17 protein-coding genes and 2 pseudogenes are annotated in these 24,003 nt (G+C 65.9%); 8 read left to right on the forward strand and 11 right to left on the reverse strand.

Annotation, left to right across the window (positions count from 1 at the left end):
- Window positions 1-206: 206 nt before the first annotated feature.
- The 4 genes and pseudogenes from GK109_RS06565 to GK109_RS06580 all read left to right on the forward strand — a co-directional run bounded on the left by GK109_RS06565 (window position 207) and on the right by GK109_RS06580 (window position 6,097).
- Entirely contained in the window at window positions 207-1,796 is a 1,590-nt protein-coding gene (locus GK109_RS06565; RefSeq protein WP_157239188.1) for a CdaR family transcriptional regulator, read from the forward strand.
- Window positions 1,793-2,725, forward strand: a complete 933-nt coding sequence (locus GK109_RS06570; protein WP_157239190.1) for a glutaminase — start codon at window positions 1,793-1,795, stop codon at window positions 2,723-2,725. The genes GK109_RS06565 and GK109_RS06570 overlap by 4 nt, the downstream gene beginning before the upstream one ends.
- An 89-nt stretch (window positions 2,726-2,814) precedes the next feature.
- A pseudogene (locus GK109_RS06575) lies at window positions 2,815-4,331 on the forward strand (amino acid permease).
- A gap of 20 nt (window positions 4,332-4,351) precedes the next feature.
- A complete protein-coding gene (locus GK109_RS06580) occupies window positions 4,352-6,097 on the forward strand; it encodes a thiamine pyrophosphate-dependent enzyme (RefSeq protein WP_231754811.1) in 1,746 nt (581 codons plus the stop codon).
- A 119-nt stretch (window positions 6,098-6,216) separates the two neighbouring features.
- On the opposite strand, the gene GK109_RS06585 is transcribed toward GK109_RS06580, so the two are convergent.
- Window positions 6,217-7,467, reverse strand: coding sequence for an FAD-dependent oxidoreductase (locus GK109_RS06585; protein WP_157239192.1), 1,251 nt, complete (start codon window positions 7,465-7,467; stop codon window positions 6,217-6,219).
- Window positions 7,460-8,818 carry an aromatic acid/H+ symport family MFS transporter gene (locus GK109_RS06590; RefSeq protein ID WP_157239194.1) on the reverse strand — a complete coding sequence of 453 codons (1,359 nt, stop codon included), beginning with the start codon at window positions 8,816-8,818 and terminating at the stop codon, window positions 7,460-7,462. Before GK109_RS06590 ends, GK109_RS06585 begins: the two co-directional genes overlap by 8 nt.
- A gap of 12 nt (window positions 8,819-8,830) precedes the next feature.
- Here GK109_RS06590 and GK109_RS06595 point away from each other — a divergent pair, with 12 nt between their 5' ends.
- The 4 genes from GK109_RS06595 (at window position 8,831) to GK109_RS06610 (ending at window position 12,501) form a co-directional block, all read left to right on the forward strand.
- Window positions 8,831-9,664 carry an IclR family transcriptional regulator gene (locus GK109_RS06595; protein ID WP_157239196.1) on the forward strand — a complete coding sequence of 278 codons (834 nt, stop codon included), beginning with the start codon at window positions 8,831-8,833 and terminating at the stop codon, window positions 9,662-9,664.
- A 118-nt stretch (window positions 9,665-9,782) separates the two neighbouring features.
- Entirely contained in the window at window positions 9,783-10,913 is a 1,131-nt protein-coding gene (locus GK109_RS06600; RefSeq protein WP_370460441.1) for a cupin domain-containing protein, read from the forward strand.
- Window positions 10,913-11,752, forward strand: coding sequence for a fumarylacetoacetate hydrolase family protein (locus GK109_RS06605; RefSeq protein ID WP_157239198.1), 840 nt, complete (start codon window positions 10,913-10,915; stop codon window positions 11,750-11,752). Before GK109_RS06600 ends, GK109_RS06605 begins: the two co-directional genes overlap by 1 nt.
- Window positions 11,752-12,501, forward strand: a complete 750-nt coding sequence (locus GK109_RS06610) for a maleylpyruvate isomerase family mycothiol-dependent enzyme (protein ID WP_157239200.1) — start codon at window positions 11,752-11,754, stop codon at window positions 12,499-12,501. Before GK109_RS06605 ends, GK109_RS06610 begins: the two co-directional genes overlap by 1 nt.
- Window positions 12,502-12,568: 67 nt before the next feature.
- Here the strand turns inward: GK109_RS06610 and GK109_RS06615 are convergent, their stop codons facing one another.
- From GK109_RS06615 to GK109_RS06655, 9 genes and pseudogenes are all read right to left on the reverse strand, one after another.
- Entirely contained in the window at window positions 12,569-14,854 is a 2,286-nt protein-coding gene (locus GK109_RS06615) for a gluconokinase, GntK/IdnK-type (protein ID WP_157242711.1), read from the reverse strand.
- Between the two features lie 38 nt (window positions 14,855-14,892).
- A pseudogene (gene manD / locus GK109_RS06620) lies at window positions 14,893-16,121 on the reverse strand (D-mannonate dehydratase ManD).
- A 185-nt stretch (window positions 16,122-16,306) separates the two neighbouring features.
- Window positions 16,307-17,740, reverse strand: coding sequence for a mannitol dehydrogenase family protein (locus GK109_RS06625; RefSeq protein ID WP_370460442.1), 1,434 nt, complete (start codon window positions 17,738-17,740; stop codon window positions 16,307-16,309).
- Complete coding sequence (uxaC, locus tag GK109_RS06630; RefSeq protein ID WP_157239202.1) at window positions 17,737-19,137, reverse strand: glucuronate isomerase; 1,401 nt, start codon at window positions 19,135-19,137, stop codon at window positions 17,737-17,739. Before uxaC ends, GK109_RS06625 begins: the two co-directional genes overlap by 4 nt.
- Before the next feature lie 4 nt (window positions 19,138-19,141).
- Entirely contained in the window at window positions 19,142-20,047 is a 906-nt protein-coding gene (locus GK109_RS06635) for a sugar phosphate isomerase/epimerase (protein WP_157239203.1), read from the reverse strand.
- Between the two features lie 4 nt (window positions 20,048-20,051).
- On the reverse strand, window positions 20,052-21,218 hold the full coding sequence (locus GK109_RS06640) for a Gfo/Idh/MocA family protein (protein WP_157239205.1): 1,167 nt from the start codon (window positions 21,216-21,218) through the stop codon (window positions 20,052-20,054).
- Entirely contained in the window at window positions 21,215-22,063 is an 849-nt protein-coding gene (locus GK109_RS06645) for a sugar phosphate isomerase/epimerase (protein WP_157239207.1), read from the reverse strand. Before GK109_RS06645 ends, GK109_RS06640 begins: the two co-directional genes overlap by 4 nt.
- Window positions 22,064-22,065: 2 nt before the next feature.
- Entirely contained in the window at window positions 22,066-22,989 is a 924-nt protein-coding gene (locus tag GK109_RS06650) for a carbohydrate ABC transporter permease (protein ID WP_157239209.1), read from the reverse strand.
- Window positions 22,986-23,999 carry a carbohydrate ABC transporter permease gene (locus tag GK109_RS06655; RefSeq protein ID WP_157239211.1) on the reverse strand — a complete coding sequence of 338 codons (1,014 nt, stop codon included), beginning with the start codon at window positions 23,997-23,999 and terminating at the stop codon, window positions 22,986-22,988. The genes GK109_RS06650 and GK109_RS06655 overlap by 4 nt, the downstream gene beginning before the upstream one ends.
- Window positions 24,000-24,003: the final 4 nt, after the last annotated feature.

The following is a 24,003-nucleotide window of genomic DNA, read 5'->3' on the forward strand; positions in this document are numbered from 1 at the left end:
CTTTTTGGTTTGTGGACCAGTTCCCGCTCCGGCGTCCTGCGTCGGGTGCCCGGCAGGGCGTGGAGGCCGGTGAAGCAAATACATTGGAAAAGAAACCGAAAAGCACCCGCCGGATTGGGATTTCCTCACAAATTTTCCGTGTTCAGCGGTGGATACGATGGGCTGACCGGACAGAGCCGTCCGGCCAGATCGACCAGAAGGAACCCATGACTGCGGTGACGGTGGACGATATCCTTTCGGATCTCCCCTTGGGCTTTGGAAGCCTCATCCTCCGGCCGGCGGACGGTTCCGCGGTGGAACGTTTCCTGATCATGGACGCCGAGGATGAAAAGCTCGACGGCGACAGGGCGTTTGTCCTGCTGATTGGAGTCCGCGGACGGTCGGCTTTGCCCGCATTGCGGCGGCTGCTGCGGAACCCGCCGCCGGTGGTGGCCGTCAAGGGAAGCCGGCAGGAGCTGTCCGAAGCCGAAGAGTTGCTGCGCGACGCCGGTACCGGCCTGCTCCTGGTGGACCCCGCGGCCGACTGGGACCGCCTGCTGTCTATCGCGAAAGACAGGATCCAGCCGCCCAGTTATCAGAGCGAAGTCCTGACGCTGCTGGAAGAAGATCTGTTCGCGATCGCCCAGACCACTGCCCGGCTCACCTCCAGCCACGTGGTGATCGAAGACGCGGCCAACAAGGTTCTGGCGTATTCCACCGTTTCCAACGACATCGACGAGCTGCGCAAAGCCTCCATCCTGGCCAGGCGCGGGCCACGGAAATACGAGCTGCTGCTCAAGGACCTTGGAGCCTACCGTGAACTCCATGGCACCCGGTTCCCCGTGCGAGTACCCGCCAGGCCCCAGGACGGACTGCGCGAACGCGTAGCCATCACCCTTTTCGCCGGTAACAGGATCATGGGCTACATCTGGCTCCAGGAGACCGGCGACGGCTTCGGCCCGGACGTTGACCAGGTGTTGCAGGGTTCCGCTGCCCGTACCTCGGCTGAGCTGATCCGTTACCGCAACCAGCAATCGGTGCACATGCGGGAAGACCGCATTGCCCGGATCCTTTCAGGCCCCGCGGAGGCAGCAGCCAGCGCGCACAGCGAAAAGATCTCCGCTGACCGCCCGGCCGCGCTGATCCTGATCGGGATCTCCGATGTGGAAGCCGATGACGCCGCACTAAAGCACGGCGAGCTTGCCAACCTGGCTTCCATCCACGCCGCTGCCTACAAAGCTTCGGCAATCGTGGGGCAGTTCAAAGGCGACACCGCAGTGATTGTCCCCGGACTGCAGTCTGCAGCGGCGGAACCGGGACTCCGGGGCCTTGCAGAGTCCATCGTCCGGGATGCACGCAAGCACCTTGGCATCACCCCGTTTGCGGCCGTAGGCCCGGTGGCCCCGGACCTGCTCTCCATCCACTCGGTCACCCGGATGGCAGAAGCACTGTTGAGCTGCGTGGGAAGGTCCACAACGTCGTCAGTGGCCACCGTGGACGATTTTGAGGGAGAGATCCTTTTCCGCGAAGCAGTACAGAATTTCGCGTCTTCGGCTTTCCGCCATCGCAGCCTCTCGGCCCTCCTGTCTGAGGACGTGGAATTGGCCGAAACGCTGCGGGTGTACTTCGAAGCTTCGCTTGATGTTGCCGCATGCGCCCAGCGGATGAAGCTGCACAAAAACACCGTCTACTACCGCATCAGCAAGGTATCCAAAGTGACGGGACTGGACTTCGGCAACCCCCGGGACTCGCTGGTTGCCCTGCTGCACATCCAGGAATGGGCTGAAACATCCAATCGAAAAGCGGGCCGGAAATGACCGTAGCAATTGCGGCACCACCGCTCGGCCCCCTCCTCCACGACCTCGTGCGGAACCACCGGCCGCGGCGGGAGACAGGCTCTGTCCCGGCGAACATCCCGTTCCTTGCGGACGTTCCCTTCAACAAGTTCGGCATAGCCGTTGCCACCACTTCCGGCCAGGTCTTCAGCTCCGGCGACGCGGATGTCCCCTTCTCGATCCAGAGCATCTCCAAGGTGTTCACGCTGGCCATGGCCCTGCAGGGCGACACCACCGGAAGGCTGTGGTCCCGGGTCCTGCGTGAACCGTCAGGGACCCCGTTCAACTCGCTGGTCCAACTGGAGGCGGAACACGGGATCCCGCGGAACCCCTTCATCAACGCCGGCGCTTTGGTTGTCACGGACCACCTGATGGAAGGAACATACGACGCCGCCGCTTGGGTATTGCGGTTCCTCACCGCACAAGCGGGCGTCAGCGGGCCGTACATCGATGAAGCGGCGGCCGCCAGTGAGCTTTCGGGCAGCAGCCGCAACCTGGCGCTGGCGCATTTCCTGAAGGACTTCGGCAACCTGAAGCGACCGGCGGAAGCAGTGGTGGAGAACTACGTGCGCCACTGCTCCATCATGATGACCTGCGTTGAACTCGCCAAGGCGGGGCTTTTCCTGGCTGGGGAAGGCCGGGGAACGGCGGGACCCGTCCTGTCCCCGAGCGATGCCAAACGTGTTGGCTCCATCATGCTGACCTGCGGCATGTACGACGCTGCCGGAGAGTTCGCGTACCGCGTGGGCCTTCCTGGCAAAAGCGGTGTGGGTGGCGGCATTTTGGTCATCGTTCCCGGCGAGTGCTCCATCTGTGTGTGGAGTCCCCGGCTCGACGGCAAAGGCAATTCCCTTGCCGGCACTGCCGCCCTCGCCGACCTTTCCGACCGCACCGGCTGGTCAGTTTTCTGATCTGCGTTCCCCTGCCTGCCATGTGAAGGTATCCGCCCCACAACTTTTCCCCACCCAGTCAGATCTTCCCCGGATCGAAACGATCAACCATGCCCCACAACCCCAACGACGAGGTTGCAGCAGACCACATCATCGACGGCGGGCACGCCCATGCCTCCGAGACCGCCCTGCATGCCGAGGACAAGGGCTACCACAAGAACCTCAAGCCCCGGCAGATCCAGATGATCGCGATCGGCGGTGCGATCGGCACCGGCCTGTTCCTCGGCGCCGGCGGCCGGCTCAACGCCGCGGGCCCGTCCCTGGTCATCGCCTACGCCGTCTGCGGGTTCTTCGCGTTCCTGATCCTGCGCGCCCTGGGCGAACTGGTCCTCCACCGCCCCTCCTCCGGCTCGTTCGTCTCCTACGCCCGCGAATTCTTCGGCGAAAAAGCCGCCTTCGTCTCCGGCTGGTTCTACTGGATCAACTGGGCCACCACCACCATCGTGGACATCACCGCCGCCGCCCTCTACATGAACTTCTTCGGCAACTACATCCCTGGATGGCAGCCGTCCCGCAATGGGCCTGGGCACTGACCGCCCTGATCGTGGTCCTCGCCCTGAACCTCGTCTCCGTGAAGGTCTTCGGCGAAATGGAATTCTGGTTCGCCCTGATCAAGGTCGCCGCCCTGGTCATCTTCCTCATCGCCGGCACCTACTTCGTCATCTTCGGCACCCCCGTGGACGGCCAGCAAGTCGGCCTGAGCCTCCTCTCGGACAACGGCGGCATCTTCCCCAACGGCCTGCTCCCCATGATCATCCTCATGCAGGGCGTCCTCTTCGCCTACGCCTCCATCGAACTCGTCGGCACCGCCGCCGGCGAAACCGAAAACCCCGAAAAAATCATGCCCAAAGCCATCAACTCCGTGGTCTTCCGCATCGCCGTGTTCTACGTCGGCTCCGTCATCCTCCTGGCCCTGCTGCTGCCCTACACCTCCTACGAAAAGGGCGTCAGCCCCTTCGTCACGTTCTTCGGCTCCATCGGCATCCAGGGCGTGGACGTCATCATGAACCTCGTCGTCCTCACCGCCGCCCTGTCCTCCCTCAACGCCGGCCTCTACTCCACCGGACGCATCCTGCGCTCCATGTCCGTCAACGGCTCCGCCCCGCGCTTCGCCTCCCGCATGAACAAAGCAGGCGTCCCCTACGGCGGCATCGCCATCACCGCCGCCGTCTCCCTCCTGGGCGTCCCCCTGAACTACCTCGTCCCCGCCCAGGCCTTCGAAATCGTCCTCAACGTCGCCTCCGTGGGCATCATCATGACCTGGGCAACCATCGTCCTGTGCCAAATCCAGCTCAAACGCTGGGCCGACAAAGGCTGGCTCGAACGCCCCACCTTCCGCATGATCGGCGCCCCCTACACCGGCTACCTCTCCCTCCTCTTCCTGGTGGGCGTGCTCGTGATGGTCTTCATCGACTCCCCCCTCACCATGCTCGTCACCGCCATCGCCTCCGCCCTCATGGTCGTCGGCTGGTACGCCTGCCGCACCCGCATCCGCGAAATCGCCGAAACCCGCGAAGGCTTTACCGGCCTCTCCCCCGTCATCGCCAACCGCACACCCATCAGATAATCGAACAATAAAGAAAGACCATGACAACGGAACCCGCAGCAGCAACCCTGACCGAACCGCGCGTCCCGCACGCCGCCGTCGAATCCTCCGCGCAGCACAAGCTGCAGGCAATCCCTGCGGAGAAGCCAGAACCAGCAACCAAATCCGCGGGCCATGTGATAGTTGATTCGCTGGCCGCGCACGGCGTGGAGCGCACCTATGTAGTGCCGGGCGAGAGCTTCCTCGACGTATTGGATGGCCTGCACGCATCGGATATTGCAACCGTCGTCTGCAGGCATGAGGGCGGCGCCGCCTACATGGCTGAAGCGGACGGCAAGATGAACCAGCGCCCCGGCGTGGCGATGGTGACCCGTGGTCCAGGCGCCGCCAACGCCCATGTTGGCCTGCACACCGCATGGCAGGACTCCACCCCCATGCTTCTGTTTGTGGGCCTGATCCCCTTCGCTCACCGGGACCGGGAGGCCTTCCAGGAGTTCGACATCAAGTCCTGGTTCGACACGGGCGCCAAGCGGGTGATGGTCCTCGACCACGCAGAACGGGCGTCCGAGATCGTGGCGGAAGCCATGTTTGCGGCCATGAGCGGCCGGCCCGGGCCCGTGGTGGTGGGGCTGCCCGAGGACGTCATCCGGCAGCAGATCGACCCTGCACTGCATCCCGCCATTCCCGTGGCCTCCGGTGGCATGAGCAGCACGGACGCCATCGCCCTCCGGGCTGCACTGGCAGAATCGAGCAGGCCCCTGTTCGTCACCGGCGGCAACGACTGGACCCAGGCGGCGGCAGACCAGCTGACCGCCTGGCTGGAGCGGCACCATATCCCGGCAGCTGCGGAATGGCGGACACAGGGGACGGTGCCCTTCGATTCGCCCTCCTATGTTGGCCCTATTGGCTATGGCCGGCCCCGCCCCACCTACGATCTCCTGGAGGAAACCGACCTGCTGGTCTTTGTGGGGACGGTGCCGGGCGATGTTATTACGGACGGGTTCGTCTGCCGGCAGGACTGGAGCAAAAAGAACTTCCTGGTTACCGTGGATCCTTCGCTCCGCGGCCGGTCGGGCCCGGTCTCCCGGCAAATCCTGGCCAAGCCGGAAGCCTTCGTACGCGACCTCGCGGGCATCAGCCTGCCGGCCAAGGCGGAATGGAAAGCGTGGACCGGGCGGATGCGGACGGAGCAGCAAAGGTTCGCCGCCCTGCCCCCGGCCTCTCCGGCACCGGGCCGGGCGCGGATGGACACCCTGATGGCGAACCTGGTGCCACGGCTTACGGAGGATGCGATGGTGACCTTCGGCGCCGGCGAACACACCAACTGGGCCCACCGCTACTTCCCAACCCGCCGGTACGCCTCCATGATCAGCGCCCGCAACGGCTCGATGGGGTATTCCGTGCCTTCGGCCATCGCGGCCTCGCTGGCGGAACCGGCACGCCGGGTGGTCACCATTGCGGGCGACGGCGAGTTCCTGATGAACGGCCAGGAACTGGCGACGGCGGTCCAGTACGGTGCCACGCCGCTGGTGATCGTCATGGACAACCAGGAGTACGGGACCATCCGCACCCACCAGGAGCGGCACTATCCGTCGCGCGTCTCCGGCACGCAACTGAAGAATCCGGACTTCGGCCTGATGGCCAGGGCCTTCGGCGGTTTCGGGGTCACTGTTACCAAGGACAAGGACATCCCCGCCGCACTCGATGCAGCCCTTGCGGCCATCGAGGAGGACGGCGTCTTCGCACTTATCCACCTCGTCGTCGACCAGCGCGTCAAGGCCTACTAAGCGCCGCCCACGCCCGGCAACCAGGCTGACCTGGCGAGGCACTGGCACACAGCAGCGGACGACGGCGGAGGGTCCCGCCGTCGTCCGCTGCTGCCGTGGGGGCTGGCTTGCCGGCGGACCTACGCGGCCGCCTCCTGCGCGATCCGCTTCGTGGCTCCGGCGGGAACGCCGTCGCCATCCTGCCCGTACAGCCAGTCGTTGTACTGGAAATTGTTGTCCTTCCGGCTCTTGAACAGCAGGTTGCGCAGGGTGCGCGCGAGGCCGGACACGTGCCAGGACTCGCCCCAGACGCGGGCGGTGCGCTGCACCCGGGCGGTCCGGCCGGCGCGGACTTTGTTGAAGTCGCGGATGGCCTCGTCCCAGCCGTCGGGGTTGACGCCGTCCGCCGTGAAGACGGTGCCAACGGACGCATCCTGAAGCGCGGCAGCGTCCTCCAGGGCCTGGCACGCTCCCTGGGCGAGGTACTGGAGCATGGGGTGCGCGGCGTCGCCCATCAGGACCATGCGGCCGGCCACCCAGTTCTCGATCGGATCGCGGTCGTACATGGGCCAGCGGATGCCGGTGGCGAGGTTCTTCAGTGCCTCCTGGACGGCGGGAACGCAGTCCTTGTACGCAGCCTCGAGCTCGTCCACTCCCCCGTACTGCTCCTCGCCGCGCTCGAAGGACGGCGACTTGAAGACAGCAACAGTGTTGAGCAGTTCGCCTTTTCGCAGCGGGTACTGCACCAGGTGGCAGTCCGGCCCGAGGTACACGATGACGTCCTCGAGGTCGGCCTTGGGCGTGTTTTCGGTGATGGGCACGGTGCCGCGGTACGCCACGTAGGCGGAGGAGACGGGCTGGTCGTCTGCCACGAGCGGACGCAGCGTGGACCGCAGGCCATCGGCGCCGATTACGACGTCGGCCTCGAAGTCCACTCCGGCTGCGGTATGCGCCACGCCCCGGCCGCCCACGGTCTCAACACTTTCGACCATGACGTCGTTGACGAGCTTGACGCCCGCCGCTTCACAGCCTTCCAGCAGGACCCGGTGCAGGTCGCTCCGGTGGATCACAACGTAGGGAGCGCCATAACGTTCCTCGAATTCACCGTTGAGCGTCTGGCGGGTGAGCTCCTCGCCGGTGACGGCGTCGCGGAACACCAGGTGCTTGGGCTGCACGCCGATTTCCAGCGCCTTTTCGAGCAGGCCCCAGCGGCGGAGGATGCGGGAGGCGTTGGGTGCCATCTGCAGTCCGGCGCCCACCTCGCCGAACTCGGGGGCGCGCTCCACGAGGGTCACGCTGGCACCGTTTTCGCGCAGTGCGAGGGCGCCGGCCAGGCCGGCCATCCCCCCTCCGATCACCAGGACATCGGTGGACGTGGCGTGCTCAGACATTGCTTGCTCCTGTTGTTGGGCTTGAAGGGGAAGTTGGGAGTTTGGACTTGAGGTTGATGCCGACGGCGGTCAGCAGGACCGCAGCGACGGCGGCCGCACCGGCGAAGGCAAGGAAATTGGAGTTGACACCCAGTCCGGCCGCCAGCAGGAGGCCGCCCACCTGGGGAGCTGCGACGGCGCCAATCCGGCCGGTGCCCAGGGCCCAGCCAAGCGCCGTCCCCCGCAAATGGGCGGGGTAGTGGCTGGCCACCGCGGCGATGATGAGGCACTGGGTGCCATGGGTTCCGACGCCGGCGAGCACCAGCATGAGGTAGACGACGGACACAGGCGGTCCGCTCACCAGCACCACAAGCGCGACGGCGGCGACGGCGGCAGCTGCGATCGCCGTCGGAATTGGTCCGAAGCGGGTACCGGCCCAGGCCGTGATCACTGAGCCGGCCACTGCACCGAGGTTCAGGGCCAGGGCAAACGTCAGGGCGGAGCCCAGGTTGTAGCCCGCAAGCTGCATGAGGTTGGGCAGCCAGGTGCCCAGCCCGTACCACGCGAACAGGGTGGCGATGGTAGCAACCGCGAAGAGCATGCTGATGCCCAGGTAGGGTGCGCGGAGGAGCAAGGAGAAGCCGGACGGTTCCTTGGCTGCGCCAAACCGGCGGGCAGCTTTTTCGGCCTTGCCTTTCGCGCTGTCCGTTGCGCCCACGGGTGCAAGCGTCTCGGGCAGGTACTTGAGCCCAAGCGGCACCACGACCACCAGGGCCAGCACGGCCACCAGGAACATGGACTGCCAGCCGAAGGCCGGAATCAGCTGGATGCCCACGAGGGCAGCAATGGAACCGCCGATCGGGACGCCGGACATCATCAGGGTGGCCACGATGGAGCGCCACTTGGTGGGGACCAGTTCCGCCACCAGGGCATTCGCGGACGGCACCAGGCCGCCAAGCCCGATGCCGGCCAGGAGCCGCAGGACCCCGAAAATGGCGGCGCTGGGAGCGAAGGCACAAAGAACAGTGAAGACGGAGAAAACGATGGCGCAGCCCAGGATGGTCCGGCGGCGGCCCCACGAGTCGGCCATGCGGCCGGCGAAGATCGCGCCGATCATCATGCCCAGGAAGGCCATGGAGCCCACCGTCCCGGCGGTTGCCTTGGTCAGGCCCCAGCCGGTTTCGGAAATGAGGGAGGACTGGACAGTGCCGTAGACGATGAGGTCGTAGCCGTCGAAGACCACCAGCAGCCAGCAGACAAGGACTGCGGCTGCCGAGGCCTTGGAGAACCGGCCGTGCCCGTCATTGGACGTGGGGGTGGGATCCCCCGGCGAGAACCGGTGCGTCGCTGCAGCGGGAAGTGTGTGATTCATCCCACTACTGTCATGGCCACCGAAGATGAACCACAATACAATTCTGATGTGCAGAAAAAGCCCGTGCAGAAGCGCCCCACCTATTCCATCGAGGCGGTGGACAACGCGCTGCAGCTCCTCCAGCTCCTGCGCGACGGCGGCGCCCTCCGGCTGAAGGATGCGGCCGAGGAACTGGGAGTGGCCCCCTCCACGGCCCACCGGCTCCTGGCGATGCTGGTCTACCGCGGCTTCGCCGTGCAGGACGAAACCCGTCGCTATGTTCCGGGTCCCGCCATGGGCGTCGGCCCCGCCGGACTGAGCTGGACCAGGCTGCTGCGCTCGCTCGCACAGCCCCATATGGAACTGCTCGCCGCGCGGCTCAACGAGACCGTGAACCTCATGGTGCGGGTTGGCACCAAAGTCCGATTCCTGGCGACCGTGGAGGGGACCAACGTGCTGCGGGTAGGTGACCGGCAGGGGACGGTGATGCCTGCTGACAAGACGTCCGGCGGCAAGGCCATGCTGGCGGAACTGGAACCGCGTTTGCTGGACCAGCTCTTCCGCAGCAACAACGCCGAGATTGGCGGGGACACCATCCCCGACGAGGAATATCCGGGATTCCTGCGCGAGCTGGAGTCCATCCGCGGCAACGGTTTTGCAGCCAACTTTGAGGGCACTGAGGACGGTGTGAGCGCCCTGGGCATGGCGCTGCACAACCGGCACGGGCAGGTTGTGGGCGCCCTCAGCGTTGCCACACCCGCCACCCGTTTCCGCACGGTGTTCGACGCCGGGCTGGTACCGGCCCTGCGCGAATGCTGCAGGCAGCTGGAAATCGACATCGCGGCAAACCCGGCAGAGCCGGACTGACAGGGCCAGAGTAAAGCGCACCAATTCTGAAGAGCAGAATATGCTGGGGGTCACACCACCTTCTTCCGTAGAGTCGAGCCACGCCAAAAAACTGTTCTGACCCACAAAGGAGGCCCACGTGTCCATCAGCGCCGAGAACACGACCCATGAATCTGTGGCCGCGGGGATCACCGCTCCGGAGCCCACCGCCGAGGAGGCTGCCCAGCTCGAGCAGCTGTACAAGGACTTCGACAAAGAGAACCTGATCCCGCTCTGGACCGAGATCGGTGACCTGATGCCGATGGTCCCGTCCCCCAAGGCAGTGCCGCACGTGTGGCGGTGGAGCGACCTCTACCCGCTGGCCGCCCGTGCCGGTGACCTTGTTCCCGTGGGCCGCGGCGGGGAACGCCGCGCGATTGCCCTGGCCAACCCGGGCCTTGGCGGAACCGCCTACGCCACGCCCACGCTCTGGGCCGCGATCCAGTACTTGGGCGGCCGCGAAACCGCACCGGAGCACCGCCACTCGCAGAACGCTTTCCGCTTCGTCGTCGAGGGCGAAGGCGTGTGGACCGTGGTGAACGGGGACCCGGTGCGGATGTCCCGCGGCGACTTCCTGCTCACCCCGGGCTGGAATTTCCACGGCCACCACAACGACACCGACGAGCCGATGGCCTGGATCGACGGCCTGGACATCCCGTTCGTGCATTACGCCGACGCCGGGTTCTTCGAGTTCGGCACCGAACGCGTCACGGACGAGGCCACCCCGGACATCTCCCGGTCCGAGCGCCTCTGGGCCCACCCCGGCCTTCGCCCGCTCTCGGGCCTGGAGGACACCACCAGCTCCCCCATCGCCGCCTACCGGTGGAAGTACACGGACGCGGCCCTGCGTGAGCAGTTGCTGCTGGAAGACGAGGGCCACCCGGCCACCGTGTCCCAGGGCCACGCCGCCGTCCGCTACACCAACCCCACCACAGGCGGGGACGTCATGCCCACCATCCGCGCCGAGTTCCACCGCCTCCGCGCCGGCGCCGCCACCGAGACCGTCCGCGAGGTCGGCTCGAGTGTCTGGCAGGTCTTCGAAGGCACCGGCTCCGTAGTCCTCAACGGCGAAACCCGGCAGCTGGCCAAGGGCGACCTATTCGTGGTCCCGTCCTGGGCCGCCTGGTCATTGCAGGCCGAGAGTGAATTTGATCTGTTCCGCTTCAGCGACGCCCCCATCTTTGAGCGCCTGAACTTCAACCGCACCTATATCGAAGGACGCAGCAAGTAATGAAACTCCTCACCCTCCGTACTGCTGACAGCTCAGGAACCAAGGGCACCGTGGCGGTCCGCCAGGACGGCGACACCCTCACCGAGATCTCCGGGTTCGCCGACGTCGGCGCCCTGCTGCAGGACCCCGCCTGGGAAACCACCGCCGCGGCGGCCAGCGGCGCAACGCACGCCCTCGACGGCGCGGACCTCGCCGCCGTCGTGCCCTCGCCGGGGAAGATCATCTGCGTGGGCCACAACTACCGCAACCACATCAAGGAAATGGGCCGGGAAGTGCCCGAATACCCCACCTTGTTCGCCAAGTACGCCGAGTCCCTGATCGGCCCCAACGACGACCTCGCCCTGCCGCAGGAATCGGACACCGTGGACTGGGAAGCCGAACTCGCCGTCGTCATCGGCAAGCAGGGCCGCCGGATCAGCGAGGCCGACGCCGCGGACCACATCGCCGGCTACGCCGTCCTGAACGACATCTCCATGCGCGACTACCAGTTCCGCACCATCCAGTGGCTGCAGGGCAAGACCTGGGAGAAGTCCACCCCGTTCGGCCCGGCCCTGGTCACCAAGGACGAATTCACCCCCGGCCCGCTGATGACCTCGGCCGTGGACGGCGACGTCCAGCAGTCCACCCCCACCTCGGACCTGGTGTTCACCCCAGAATTCCTGGTCTCCTACATCTCCACAATCATCACGCTGAACCCGGGCGATGTGATCGCCACCGGCACCCCCGGCGGTGTGGGCCACGCGCAGGACCCCAAGCGCTACCTGCAGGAAGGCCAGGTCCTGGTGACCACCATCGAGGGCCTGGGCCAGCTGAAGAACCGCGTGGTCAAGGAAGCCTGATGGTTGCCCGCCACGACCAGGCCACCGACCCGGCGCTCCTGGAGGCACTGCTCCAGGCGCGCCGGGGCACCGCGTTCTTCGCCCGCAAGCTCAACGAGCTCTCCGACGCAGAGCTCGACGGCGGCACCCTCCTTCCCGGCTGGACCCGCAGGCATGTCGTGGCACACGTGGGCTACAACGCCCGCGCCATCGCGCGGCTGATCGAATGGGCCGCCACCGGCGTGGAAAACCCCATGTACTCCTCGCCCGAGGCCCGGAACCACGAAATCGATTTCGGGTCCACCCTGTCCCCCATCGCCCTGCGGCACCTCTTCGACCACTCAGCCGTGCACCTGAACGTCGAATGGCGCGACCTGCCCGCGGACGCCTGGCACCACAAGGTCAAGACCGCCCAGGGCCGCATCGTCCCGGCGGAGGAAACCGTGTGGATGCGCACCCGCGAGGTCTGGATGCACGCCGTGGACCTGGACAACGGCGCCACTTTCGGCGATATCCCTGCCCCCGTCCTGGAACGCCTGCTCAAGGACATCACCGGCGCCTGGCACACCCGCGGCACGGATGCCGGCCTGGTCGTCAAGGTGGACGGTACGGACCTGGCGTTCGGCGATGTGGGCGCCGCTGACCCGACGATCATCACGGGGCCGCTGCCCGCCGTCGTCGCCTGGGCTGCCGGCCGGGGGTCGCATGGGGTCACGGCCACCGGCGCGGGTGCGGCGGAAGGAACGCCCGCCGCACCGAAGTGGATCTAGCCGCGTCCTGCTATCAGCAAGAAAGGAAAGCCCCTCATGGAGGGGCTTTCCTTTTTTAGTGCGCCGGTCAGAGCCGGGTGTCGAAGGAACCGCAGAACACGTTGTCGTTGAACGTGCCCTGGAATGCGGACTTGCCCTGGATCTTTTCAATGGTGGCCCGGATGGCCTCGCGGGACCCTGCGTGGGCGTGGATCGCCGTCTTGACCATCGGCACATCGATCAGGTGGTTTGGCTGGTTCAGCGAAACGAACACGGTGGGAACCTCGGTGACATACCACGGAATCTCCGCGGCCATGGGAGTGGACCACTTGATCCGGATGGCCGCCTCCTGGGCGAACCCCTTCACATTGGCGAACACAAAAGCGGCGTCGTACTTGTCCGCATAGTCCCCGGTGGCTTCCTCGGAGATGATCGACATGAAGTTAACACCGGTCTCCCCCGCAGCCTCCCGCTGGTCCGCGGTTTTGAACAAGTGCACCTCGAAGCCGGCGGCCTGCAGCTCTTCCTTGACGGTGTCCAGGTAGGCCAGCGGATCGGCGCGCGTGAAGTCCGCCCCGCCGGAGATCCCGTACAGCCGGATCCGCGGATGCGTCTGCGGCGTGATGGGCAGGTTGTGCGCAGTGTCCTTGACCAGGGTGACTGTCTTGTCTGCAATCTCCGCCGCAACAGCCCGGTGCTCCGCGCTGCCGATCACGGCCAGCGCCGCAGGAGGCGGAACCAGCTGGTCCGCCGGCTTGCGGTGCAGTCCCAAGGAAGCTTTCAGTCCAAGGATCCGGCGCAGCGCGTCGTGGAGGCGCTGTTCGGTGATGACGCCGGACTTGACGCCGTCCAGCATGTAGCCGAAGTCCTCCGCCGGATTGCGGAAGAAGAGGAACATGTCGCAGCCGGCGGCGATGGTGGCCGGCACCAGGTCCTTTCGCTTCATGGCCTGGGTGAGGCCCACCATCTGCGAGGCGTCGGTAAGGACCAGTCCGTTGAACCCGAGCTCACCGCGGAGCAGGTCCTGCAGCAGCTCCGGAGACAGCGTGGCCGGCAGGATGTCCGCGTCCGCCATGCCCGGCCGGAAATGCCGGGACAGCTCCGGGGCGCCGATGTGCCCCACCATGATGGACTGCACGCCGTGCCCGATCATCTCGCGGTACACGTGCCCGTAGGTCCGGTTCCACTCCTCGTAGCCAAATGTGTTGTAGGAGGTGACGACGTGCTGGTCGCGCTCGTCCACGCCGTCGCCCGGGAAGTGCTTCATGGCGCACACCGTCGGGGACTCGCTGATGCCGTCGAAGTATTCCTTCGCGCGCTCCACCACGATCTCGGGGGTGTTCCCGAAGGACCGGGTGGAGATCACCGTGTTCCGCCAGTTGTAGTGGATGTCCACGATCGGCGCGAACGCCCAGTTGCAGCCCAGCGCCGCGGTTTCCACCCCTGCCACCTGTCCCATTTGCCGGGCGATGGCCTTGTCCGGGTGGGAGCCGGCCTGCAGGTGCGTGGACACGAACGTGCCGTCGTCACAGCTTCCGGCTCCCCCCATTTCCGGGTTGGAGGCCACCAGCAAAGGGATGCGGGTCTTGGACTGCGCATACCGGATGTGCTCCTGCACTGCCGCGGACGGACCCGGCCGGTACCGCATGCCGCCCACGTGGTAGTTCTCCAGGACGCCATCGAGGTACTCCGGGGAGTAGTCGTTGTTGTGGTTGATGAACAGCTGGCCGATTTTTTCCTCGAGGCTCATGCCGGCCAGGGTGGATTCCACCCAGGCGACGGCGTCGTCGTCGAGGTTGAACGGCGCGGCCTGGAGGTCGACGTCGAACTGCCGCGGCCGGGTGCCGGGGGCACCGGCACGGCTGGCAGCGCTGCCGGAGCCACCAGTTTTGGAGCGCGCGACGACGGCAATTCCGGCGAGTGCCTCCCGCACCACCTCGTCCACGCCGGCAGCGATGTCGACGACGACGCCCGCTTCGTCAGCCTGGAGCGGTTCCAGCGTGGCGAGCTGGGAGTCGAGGAGGGCCGGCGGCATGAAGTGGCCGGTGCGCCCTTCAGTCCGCGCCCTCAGGACCTCTTTGCTCCCGTGCAGGTGCAGGAAGACGGTATCCGGCGCCTGGGCCCGGATGGCGTCGCGGTAGCTGCGCCGGAGGGCGGAGCACGCCAGGACCATGCCGCCGTCGCCCGCGTTGGCCAGCTCGGTGCCCACCGTGGCGAGCCACGGCCAGCGGTCGTCATCCGTCAGTGGCGTGCCGGCCGCCATTTTGGCGACGTTCTCCACAGGGTGGAGGGAGTCGCCGTCGAGGAACGGCACGCCGAGTTCCCGGGCGACGAGGTCGCCAATGGTGGTCTTGCCGCAGCCGGACACCCCCATCACGATGACGCGGAGCTTGGTTTCGGGGTGGTACGTGGTCACCAGTCGTGGACCGTTCCGTCGATGAGGCGGTTGTAGGGCAGGTAGGCCTGCTGGTAGGGGTAGGCGGCTGCGGCTTCTTCGTTGAACTCGACGCCGATGCCGGGCTTGTCCCCGGGGTGGAGATAGCCGTCCACGAACGTCATGGACTGCTCGAACACCTCGTTGGTCTTGTCCGAATGCTGCATGTACTCCTGGATCCCGTAATTATGGATCGCCAGGCCCACGTGCAGCTGCGCCGCGAAGCCCACCGGGGAAATGTCCGTGGGCCCGTGGAAACCGGACTTGATCTGGTACTGCGCCGCGAAATCCATCACCTTCTTCAACGGGGAGATCCCCCGAAGTGCGTGGACGCCGCCCGGACGTAATCAATCAGCTGTTCCTTGATAAGGGTCTGGAAGTCATACACGGTATTGAAGATCTCCCCGATCGCCAACGGCGTGGTGGTGTGCTGCCGGACCAGGCGCAGGCCCTCCTGGTTCTCCGCCGGGGTGCAGTCCTCCAACCAGAACAGGTCATACGGCTCCAGCGCCTTGCCCAGCTTCGCCGCCTGGATCGGCGTCATCCGGTGATGCCCGTCATGCAGCAACGGGATCTCCGGACCGAACTCATTCCGCACCGCCTCAAACACCGTGGGCAGGTGCCGCAGGTACGCACGGGTGTCCCAGTCCTCCTCCACCGGAAACGCACCCCGCCCGGCCGGCTCGTAGTCATACCGCTCCCCCGAAGCCTGCGCCTGCGCCGCCACCCCGTACACGGCCTTAATCCCGGGAACCGCCGTCTGGATCCGGATCGACTTGTACCCCAGCTCCAGATGCTCCCGCACCGAATCAAACAACGACGGCAAATCCGCGCCCGACGCGTGCCCGTACGCCCGCAACCCGTTCCGCGACGCCCCGCCCAGCAACTGGTACACCGGCATCCCGGCCACCTTGCCCTTGATATCCCACAACGCCATATCCACCGCCGCGATCGCCGCCATCGTCACCGGACCCCGGCGCCAGTACGCGGACCGGTACAGGAACTGCCACGTATCCTCGATCCGGTGCGGATCCTTCCCGATCAGCAACTGCGCCACATGCTCCTTCAAATACGCGGCGACCGCAAGCTCCCGCCCGTTCAGCGTGGCATCCCCAATACCCGTCACACCATCCTCCGTGGTGACCCGCAGCGTCACGAAGTTACGGGAGGGACTGGTCACAAACACATCGGCAGCAATGATTTTCACAACAGATCCAGGCTTTCTTAATCGATGGAGCGGTACTTGGTGGATTGGCAGGGGCTCAGCCGGTGGTTGCCGGCTGTTTGGCGGCCGCGGCATCCGCGGCGCCAGGTTCCGCGGCGGCGGGGCGGCGACAACGGCCCAGTCCCCGAATCTCTCCGGGAACCGGGCAGATGTGCGTGCTTGCACAACTACCGCGGGACAGTCCTCGGCTCAAACGTCCCGCAGAGGCCCTCAACCAGGTCCACTGCGCCGGCGTCCCCGGCGAGGGCAGGATCCACCAAGGACAGGAGGGCACGGATCCGCTCCCTGCCCCGGAGTGAGTTGGCTGCGGCAACCTCGCCCGCGAGCGGATCCTGGACCGCGCCGCCGGCCGTGTAGTCCATCCACGCAGCGATCATCAGCGCGGCGGCTGCGCCCGAGCGTCCCGCGGCACGCTCCGCCTGCAAAACGGGGACGGCACGCATGCGCAGCTTGGTGCTGCCGTCCATTGCGATCTGCGCCAGGTGGTGGGCAATCCGGGCATTGCGGAACCGCGCCAGCAGGGCCGCGCGGTAGGCCGGGATCTGCAGGTCGACCCCGTCACCCTCCTGTTCCGTGAGGTTGGTTTCCGCCTCGTTCCAAAAGCTCTCCACGGCCTGCAGGCAGCGCGGGTCCGCCAAGGCCTCCGCGACGGTGGTATGGCCGCGGAGCTGGCCGGCGTAGGCGAGCAGGGAGTGCGCCCCGTTCAGGAGCCAGAGCTTACGGTTCTCATAGGGTTCGATGTGGTCAACGAACACCGCGCCGGCATCTTCCCAGTGCGGACGCCCGGCGGGAAAGTCCCCGCTGAGCACCCAGTTGGCGAAGGGCTCGGCCACCACCGGAGAGGTGTCGCGATACCCGCAGGCGGCCTGGACGGCCGCGATGTCGGCGTCAGTGGTGCGCGGTGTTATCCGGTCCACCGAGGTGCTGACGAAGCTGACGTTGGCATCGATCCATCCGGCCAGGTCGGCATCCCAGGCCTCGGCCATGCCCGTGACGGCATGGTGTGCAATGGTGCCGTTGTTGGCGAGATTGTCGCAGCAGACCACAGCGAGCGGTCCCGCAGAAGCAGCCCGGCGGGCGGCGAGGGCGAACACGAGGCGGCCCAGCGGCGTCGTCGGTTGGCCCTTGCCGGAGGAGAGCACGGCAAGGTCGGCAGCTACGCCGGGCGCGGTGAGGTCCAGCCGGCCGCCGGAACCGATGCCGTAGGCGGCTTCCGTGATCGTCAGGGTGATGACGGCGGTACCGGGGGCGGCCACCAGATCCGCCAGGCGCTGCACGTCGGCGCCGTCCACGGCCTCCACAATGCTGCCGACGACGGTGTAGGAGTCGCCGTCGTCAGCACGTTCCACCAGGGTGAACAGGCCGTCCTGCTCAGCGAGGGCCAGAGCAGCATCGGGACGACGGCCGGTGAAGGCTGCGATGCCCCAGTCCGGGGCATCGGACGCCTGCTGCGTGTACCAGGCCTGGTGGGAGCGGTGGAAGGCGCCCAGGCCAAGGTGGACAATCCGCACTGGCGCCTTGGGTAGCTGGTGCAGGCGGCGGTTCAACTGCGGAAGGTCCCCGGCGGCGGACCCTGGTTGTGGTGGCAGTGCAATGCTCACAGCTTGAAGACCCTCCTCGGCGAACCGTCAACGATGTCCACGATCAGTTCGCGGGCGCGCTCTTCGCTGATGCGGTGCTCGGCTACCAGGCGTGCCAGGAAGGCCGACTCGATCCGGCGTGACGTGTCGTGGCGTGCCGGGATGGAGCAGAAAGCCCGTGTGTCGTCGATGAATCCCGAGGAGCGCGAGAAACCGGCAGTTTCCGTGACGGCGGACCGGAACCGCAGCATCGCATCCGGCGCATCCAGGAACCACCACGGGGCGCCGATGTAGACGGACGGGTAGAACCCCGCCAGCGGCGCCAGCTCCCGCGAGAACACGGTCTCGTCCAGGGTGAACAGCACCAGGTGGAAGTCCTTGGCCGTGCCGAAGTCCTGGAGCAGGGGCCGGATGGCCTCGGTGTAGTTGATCGCGAACGGAATATCGTGGCCCGTGTCCGCGCCAAATGATTCGAACGTAGGCCCGTGGTGGTTGCGGTACGAACCCGGGTGGATGGTCATGACCAGCCCGTCCTCCACGGACATCCGTGCCATCTCGTAGATCATGTGGGCTTCGAACGCGTCGCGGTCCTCCGGGGTCGCGTTCCCCGCACGCGCCCGTTCGAACAGCCGTTCCGCGTCGGAGCGGTCCAGCTTAAGGGTGGCCGGCGTACGGACGCCGTGGTCGGCGGACACCGCCCCGTTTTCGACGAAGTGGCGCCGCCGTGATTCCAGCGCGCTGATGTAGCCGGCGTATCCCGAACCGCCTCCACCGGAGGCGATGAGACGCTCCACATTGTCCTGCCAGGCCGGGTGGGCAATGTTGAGGTACTGGTCCGGCCTGAAGGTGGGCAGGACGCGGCTGGCGAAGGACGGGTCCTTGGCCAGGGCTGCATGGCTGTCCAGCGTGTCCAACGGATCGTCGGTGGTGGCCAGCACCTCGATGTTGAATTCCTTGAACAGCTGCCGGGGCCTGAAGCCTGGTTCGGCAAGCTTGGCCGAGATCGCGTCGTAGATCCTGTCGGCGTTTTCGGCGGTGGGCTCCTCATGCAAACCGAACACGTGCTCGAATTCCTGCCGGATCCAGTACCCCGAGGCCGTACCCTCAAATTGCGGCCACGCGGCACAGAAGTTGCGCCAGACCTGCCGGGAGCCTGCAGCGGAGCCGCCAAGGCCCAGCTGGTCCATTGGGACGCCGCCGGCATGGATCAAGCGGGTCACATAGTGGTCCGGGGTGACCAGGAGCGCGGCGGGATCCGGAAAGGGCAGGTTCTGTTCGATGACGGCGGCATCAACGTGTCCGTGCGGGGAGATGATCGGGAGGCCGGCCACCAGGCTGTAGAGCGAACGGGCAATCTCCCGAACGCCGGGGTCTGCGGGCAGGAGCCGGTCGGGGTGGGCTGCCATTGAATGTGCCATGGCGTCAACGCGCCCCGGCCCCTGCGGTGAGCCCGGCGAGGGCCGCTGTACGCCGCAGGTAGTCGAGATTGCCGGCAGTACGTTCGGCAAGGGGCAACTCCGTGGAGAAGTCTTCCACCGTGACCCACCCGTCATAGCCATGGGCCGCGAGCGCCTTGAAGTATTCGAGGACGCTTCCCTGTCCGGACTGCAGCGGTGCCCATTCGTTGCTGAACACGGCGGCACCTGATTCGTCCGTTGCGTCCTGGCGGACCCAGACGGCGTTCTTGACATGGATGTGTGCCAGGTATTCGCCCAGCAGTTCGAAGGCCGGAAGGTAGTCTTCCTGGCCTTCGATCAGCAGGTTGCCGAGGTCGTGGATGACCCCCACGTGCCGGGGGTCGAGGCCCTCCAGCAGGCGCCGCGCCGAGGACGCGGATGCGGTAATGGTGCGGTGGTGCAGTTCCACCAGTGCCTTGACGCCATGGTGGGCGGCCCGTTCAGCCACCCACTCGAAGTCACGGCGGGCTGCCTCAAACAGGGCAGGATAAGGAATCCCGCTCGGTCCTTCGTTACCCCACGCCGCCGTTCCCAACGGAAGCGTAGTGACGCGGACCTGGCCCGCGCCCAAGGCGGCCGTAGCTGCCAGCATGCGCTCGACGTCGTCGTGGTTGTCACAGCGCGCATAGCCGCCGATTCCGGAGAACTCCAGCCCGGCGTCGCGGGTAATGGTTGCCACCCGCCCAAGGTTGTCTTCGAGTCCGGTGAGCGGGATCGTCGCTTTGTTGCCGGCCCAGAAACCTGGCTCGGGCGCCTCCGCCTGGTCCGTGATCCGCCACTCGATGCCGTCCCAGCCCTGGCCCGAAAGGTGGCTCACGGCTTCCTCGTGGGTCCAGTCCGGCGTGGAGGCTGTAAATACTGAAAATTTCATGGCTTCAGGCGCTTTCTGTCGCAGTGGAGCCCGTGCGGACCTCCAGGTCGTTGTACTTGCCGGCCAGGACGTCGTCGAAGAGGACCGCCTGGTTGAGCGTGGCGGACACATAGACGGCACGCACGGCGGCCAGGGCATTGACTGCATCGCTCACCGTGACCCCCGGCTGGCGGCCCTCGGTGATGGCCCCGAGGATGTCGCGGTACTGGCGGATGTGTCCGGCCGGGTACACCGTGGGGTCCTTGGCCTCGTAATCCTCTGCCGGGTACTTGGCGAGTTCTTCCCGGGCCTGGTTGCCGCCGCCCTGAAGCCCCATGTCCGCCGAAGGGCCGCCGGCGTCCTTGGCGTGGAAGTAGTGCAGCTGGTCGTTGTCCACCACTGCGGAGCCTTCGGAGCCCATCAGCTGTACCCGCACTGTCAGGCCCGGGTATGCGGCGGTGGTGGCATGCAGAACTGCCAGGCCGCCGTTTTCGAACGTCACGGTAGCTACGGCGGTGTCCTCCACCTCGATGCGTTCGTGTGCCAGGCGGGCCGTGTGCGCGTGGATCTCAACCGGGCGGCCCATGAACCACAGCAGCAGGTCAACCGTGTGGACGCCCTGGTTCATCAAGGCGCCACCGCCGTCCATTGACCAGGTGCCGCGCCAGTCACCGGAATCGTAATAGCCCTGCCCGCGCCACCAGGCAACAGAAGCGATGGCGGACGTCAGCCGGCCGAACCGGCCTTTTGCCACGGCATCGGCAACCGCAACGCTGGCCTGGTCAAAGCGGTGCTGGCTGATGACGGAAGCGACTACCCCGCGGCGTGCGGCTTCATTCGCTGCCGCCTCGATCTCCTGGGCGCGGCTCAGGTCCACGTCGAGGGGCTTTTCGATGACAACGTGCTTCCCGGCAGCCAGGACTTCGAGGCCCTGCTGGATGTGCAGGCCGCTGGGGGTGGCCAGCGCCACCAGGTCGATGTCTGCGGCGGCAAAGGCGTCCGCAAGGGACGCGTGCACGGAGGGCCTGGGACGTCCGCTCTTTTCGATGAAGTCCGCAAGGGCAACAGCGGCGTCCGGGACCGCATCCACCAGCGCCACAATGCTGGCGCCGGGGAACTCCTGCAGGGCAACCGCGTGGGTCCTGCCAATGACGCCGCAACCCGTGATGGCAACCTTCAACGTCTCACTCATACTGTCTGCACTCCTGCTTCCGCTGTGACTTTTGCAAAGGCCCGGGCAGCAATACCGAAGGCCGTGGGACCGGAGAATCCGCCAAGGCCGTGGGCCCCGGCAAGATGCGGCTCCAGGGAGGCGAAGCCGGTGAAACCGTCAGCCTTCAGCGCTTCAACGGTGCGCAGCAGGTCGCCGTCGCCTTCGCCTGCGGGGACCACATGTCCGTTGGAGAACAGGGCGTCCTTGACCTGGAGGTATTCCAGGTGCGGGCGCAGCTTCGCGTAGGCCTCGTCAAAGGGCTTCACGCCCACCTGCACGAAGTTGGCTGCGTCCCACGCCACTTTCAGCGCCGGTGAGTTCACGCTTTCGATGATGTCCAGCACGCGGTCCGGAACGTCCCCGAAAATGTCTTTTTCATTTTCGTGCAGCAGGACCACGCCCTCTTCCTCGGCAACAGCGGCGAGCGCCCTCATCCGCTCGATGACCGCGTCACGGATGCTGTCCACCGGAACGGATTCGCCGTAGTAGAAGGAGAAGATCCGGATGTACTTGGCACCCAGGACTTTGGCGGCATTGGCTGCCCGCCGCAGCCGCTCCACTTCGTGTTCAACGGGGAGGCTGACGTCCACCTTGCCGATCGGCGAGGCAATCGCGGAAACCTGCATGCCCTTTTCCTTGAGCAGCCCCGCGAGTGCCGCGAGCTGGTCGTCGGACAGGTCCACGATGTTGGTGCCCCACGCGCTGCGCACTTCGATGTAACTGGCACCGAGTGCCTGCAGCACCGCGATCTGCACCGCGGGGTCGTCGTCGATTTCGTCGCCGAATCCGGACAGGGCCCACGAGACCTGGGTGGCTGGAACCATGGTTACTTAACTCCTCCGGCGGTAAGTCCGCCCACTAGATAACGCTGGAAAATCAGGTAAAGAATGACCACGGGAGCGGCACATACCAGGGCCGCAGCCATCATCTGGCCGTAGAACGGGATGGCGCCGCCTTCCTGGGACGCACCGAAGATCTGCAGTGCCACAGCCGCGGTCTGGCTTTCGGGCCGGGTCATGACGGAAGCGAACAGGACGTCGTTCCAGCCGAGCAGGAAGGCGAAGATGCCGGAAACCACGATGCCGGGCCAGCTCAGCGGCAGGATGATCCTGAACAGGACACCCACGTTGCTGGCGCCGTCGATCCTGGCTGCTTCCTCAAGTTCCCGGGGAAGCCCGCGCAGGTAGGTCACCATGACCCAGGTGGAGAACGGCATGGCGAACGTCAGGTAGGTGACAAAGAGTCCCCACTGGGTTCCGATGACCTGGATTCCCAAGTAGGTGGCGGCCGAAGAGAACAGGACGAACACGGGCAGCACCATCAGGGTTCCCGGCACCGACTGCAGTGCAAGGAGGCCGCGCAGGATGGTGAGGCGGCCCCGGAAGCTGTAGCGGACCAGGACGAACGCGGTTGAGACGGACAACGCTGCCGAAACAACGGCTGTTGCGCCTGCCACGAGGACGCTGTTGGCAAGTCCGGTGGCCAGTCCCACGCTGGTCCAGATCTTCGAGTAGTTCTCCAGGGTGAAGCTTGACGGCCAGAACTCTCCGTTGGCCACGCCGATGTCCGAGTTAACGGACGCAAGGAAGATGTAGAAAACGGGGATCAGGACGAGGGCACCGAGGAACACGAGAATGATGGTGAGCAAAGGCCCCGGGAGCAGCCGCAGGACTTCGTGCTGTTTCTTCGATCCCGGACGTGGAATGTCCGCGGTGGCCTGACTCCGCCGGGTGGCAGTGGAGATGCTCATTTCTTGGCTCCAGGTGACTCGGCGTCGTCGAGCTTGACGGCGCGCAGGTAGACAAACAGCGGAATGGCGATCAAAACCAGGGAAACGAAAGCCATGGCAGCGCTCAGCCCGAAACGGAAGCTTTGGAAGCTGGTGACGTACGTAAGGATCGGGAGCACTTCCACGTCGGCCGGGGCCGGAACTCCAAAGAGGACATAGGGAAGCGTGAAGTTGTTGATGTGGTGCAGCATGCCGATCAGGAAAGCGAGCGAGAGCGGCCCCTTGAGGTAGGGGAAAATGACGTAGCGCAGTTTGTTCCACCACAGTGCGCCGTCCAGGGCTGAGGCCTCATGGACCTCATGGTCCACGGACTGCAGCCCGGAGAGTGCGAGCAGGTAGATGAAGGGCCAGGAGGCCCAAATCTGGACCAGGACCAGCGTCCAGAAGGTCTGCGGCCCGTTCAGCCACAGGCCGGCCTCGATGCCGACAGTCCCCAAGGCCTTGTCCACGATGCCGTCCGGCTGGAACATGGTGCGCCAGACGGTCGCCACCACGAACGACGGAAGCACGTAGGGGATCAGGAAGATGGACCGGATCACGGCCCGCCCCTTGAACGCGTTCTGTGTGGCGACGGCGGCAGCTATGCCCAGCGGAAGGGTCACGACCATTGCCAGCAGCGAGTAGCTGACGCTCAACCAGGTGGCGTGGAGGAGGGGTGAAGACGTCAGTGCTTCGACGAAGTTTTCGACGCCGATGAAGGGCGAACTGATCCACTTGCGGAGTGTGTACTGGTCCAGGTTGAGGGTGGACATGAAGATGCCCAGCAACAGCGGCACGACGATGATGATGATCATCAGTACCCCGCCCGGGATCAGCATCCACAGTGGGCGGTTTCGTTCGCTGAGGCCTTTGCGGCGCGGGCTCTTCTGCCCGCCCGGCTCTGCGCCGGCGGTGTCAGCGGCTGAGCGGGCCGCCCGGCTTGCGGCGGACTCCGCCGCAAGCCGGACTTCGTTGGATGCGTCAGTTGACATCACA

The organism is Pseudarthrobacter sp. GA104 (assembly GCF_009741265.1).
Lineage (GTDB): Bacteria > Actinomycetota > Actinomycetes > Actinomycetales > Micrococcaceae > Arthrobacter.

What these genes read in the sequence shown, in the direction of transcription:
- GK109_RS06565 (WP_157239188.1), top strand. Translation starts at nt 207, where the DNA reads ATGACTGCGGTGACGGTGGACGATATCCTTTCGGATCTCCCCTTGGGC.
- GK109_RS06570 (WP_157239190.1), top strand. Translation starts at nt 1,793, where the DNA reads ATGACCGTAGCAATTGCGGCACCACCGCTCGGCCCCCTCCTCCACGAC.
- GK109_RS06580 (WP_231754811.1), top strand. Translation starts at nt 4,352, where the DNA reads ATGACAACGGAACCCGCAGCAGCAACCCTGACCGAACCGCGCGTCCCG.
- GK109_RS06585 (WP_157239192.1), bottom strand. Translation starts at nt 7,467, where the DNA reads ATGTCTGAGCACGCCACGTCCACCGATGTCCTGGTGATCGGAGGGGGG.
- GK109_RS06590 (WP_157239194.1), bottom strand. Translation starts at nt 8,818, where the DNA reads ATGAATCACACACTTCCCGCTGCAGCGACGCACCGGTTCTCGCCGGGG.
- GK109_RS06595 (WP_157239196.1), top strand. Translation starts at nt 8,831, where the DNA reads ATGGCCACCGAAGATGAACCACAATACAATTCTGATGTGCAGAAAAAG.
- GK109_RS06605 (WP_157239198.1), top strand. Translation starts at nt 10,913, where the DNA reads ATGAAACTCCTCACCCTCCGTACTGCTGACAGCTCAGGAACCAAGGGC.
- GK109_RS06610 (WP_157239200.1), top strand. Translation starts at nt 11,752, where the DNA reads ATGGTTGCCCGCCACGACCAGGCCACCGACCCGGCGCTCCTGGAGGCA.
- GK109_RS06615 (WP_157242711.1), bottom strand. Translation starts at nt 14,854, where the DNA reads ATGGGGGTGTCCGGCTGCGGCAAGACCACCATTGGCGACCTCGTCGCC.
- uxaC (WP_157239202.1), bottom strand. Translation starts at nt 19,137, where the DNA reads ATGGCACATTCAATGGCAGCCCACCCCGACCGGCTCCTGCCCGCAGAC.
- GK109_RS06635 (WP_157239203.1), bottom strand. Translation starts at nt 20,047, where the DNA reads ATGAAATTTTCAGTATTTACAGCCTCCACGCCGGACTGGACCCACGAG.
- GK109_RS06640 (WP_157239205.1), bottom strand. Translation starts at nt 21,218, where the DNA reads ATGAGTGAGACGTTGAAGGTTGCCATCACGGGTTGCGGCGTCATTGGC.
- GK109_RS06645 (WP_157239207.1), bottom strand. Translation starts at nt 22,063, where the DNA reads ATGGTTCCAGCCACCCAGGTCTCGTGGGCCCTGTCCGGATTCGGCGAC.
- GK109_RS06650 (WP_157239209.1), bottom strand. Translation starts at nt 22,989, where the DNA reads ATGAGCATCTCCACTGCCACCCGGCGGAGTCAGGCCACCGCGGACATT.
- GK109_RS06655 (WP_157239211.1), bottom strand. Translation starts at nt 23,999, where the DNA reads ATGTCAACTGACGCATCCAACGAAGTCCGGCTTGCGGCGGAGTCCGCC.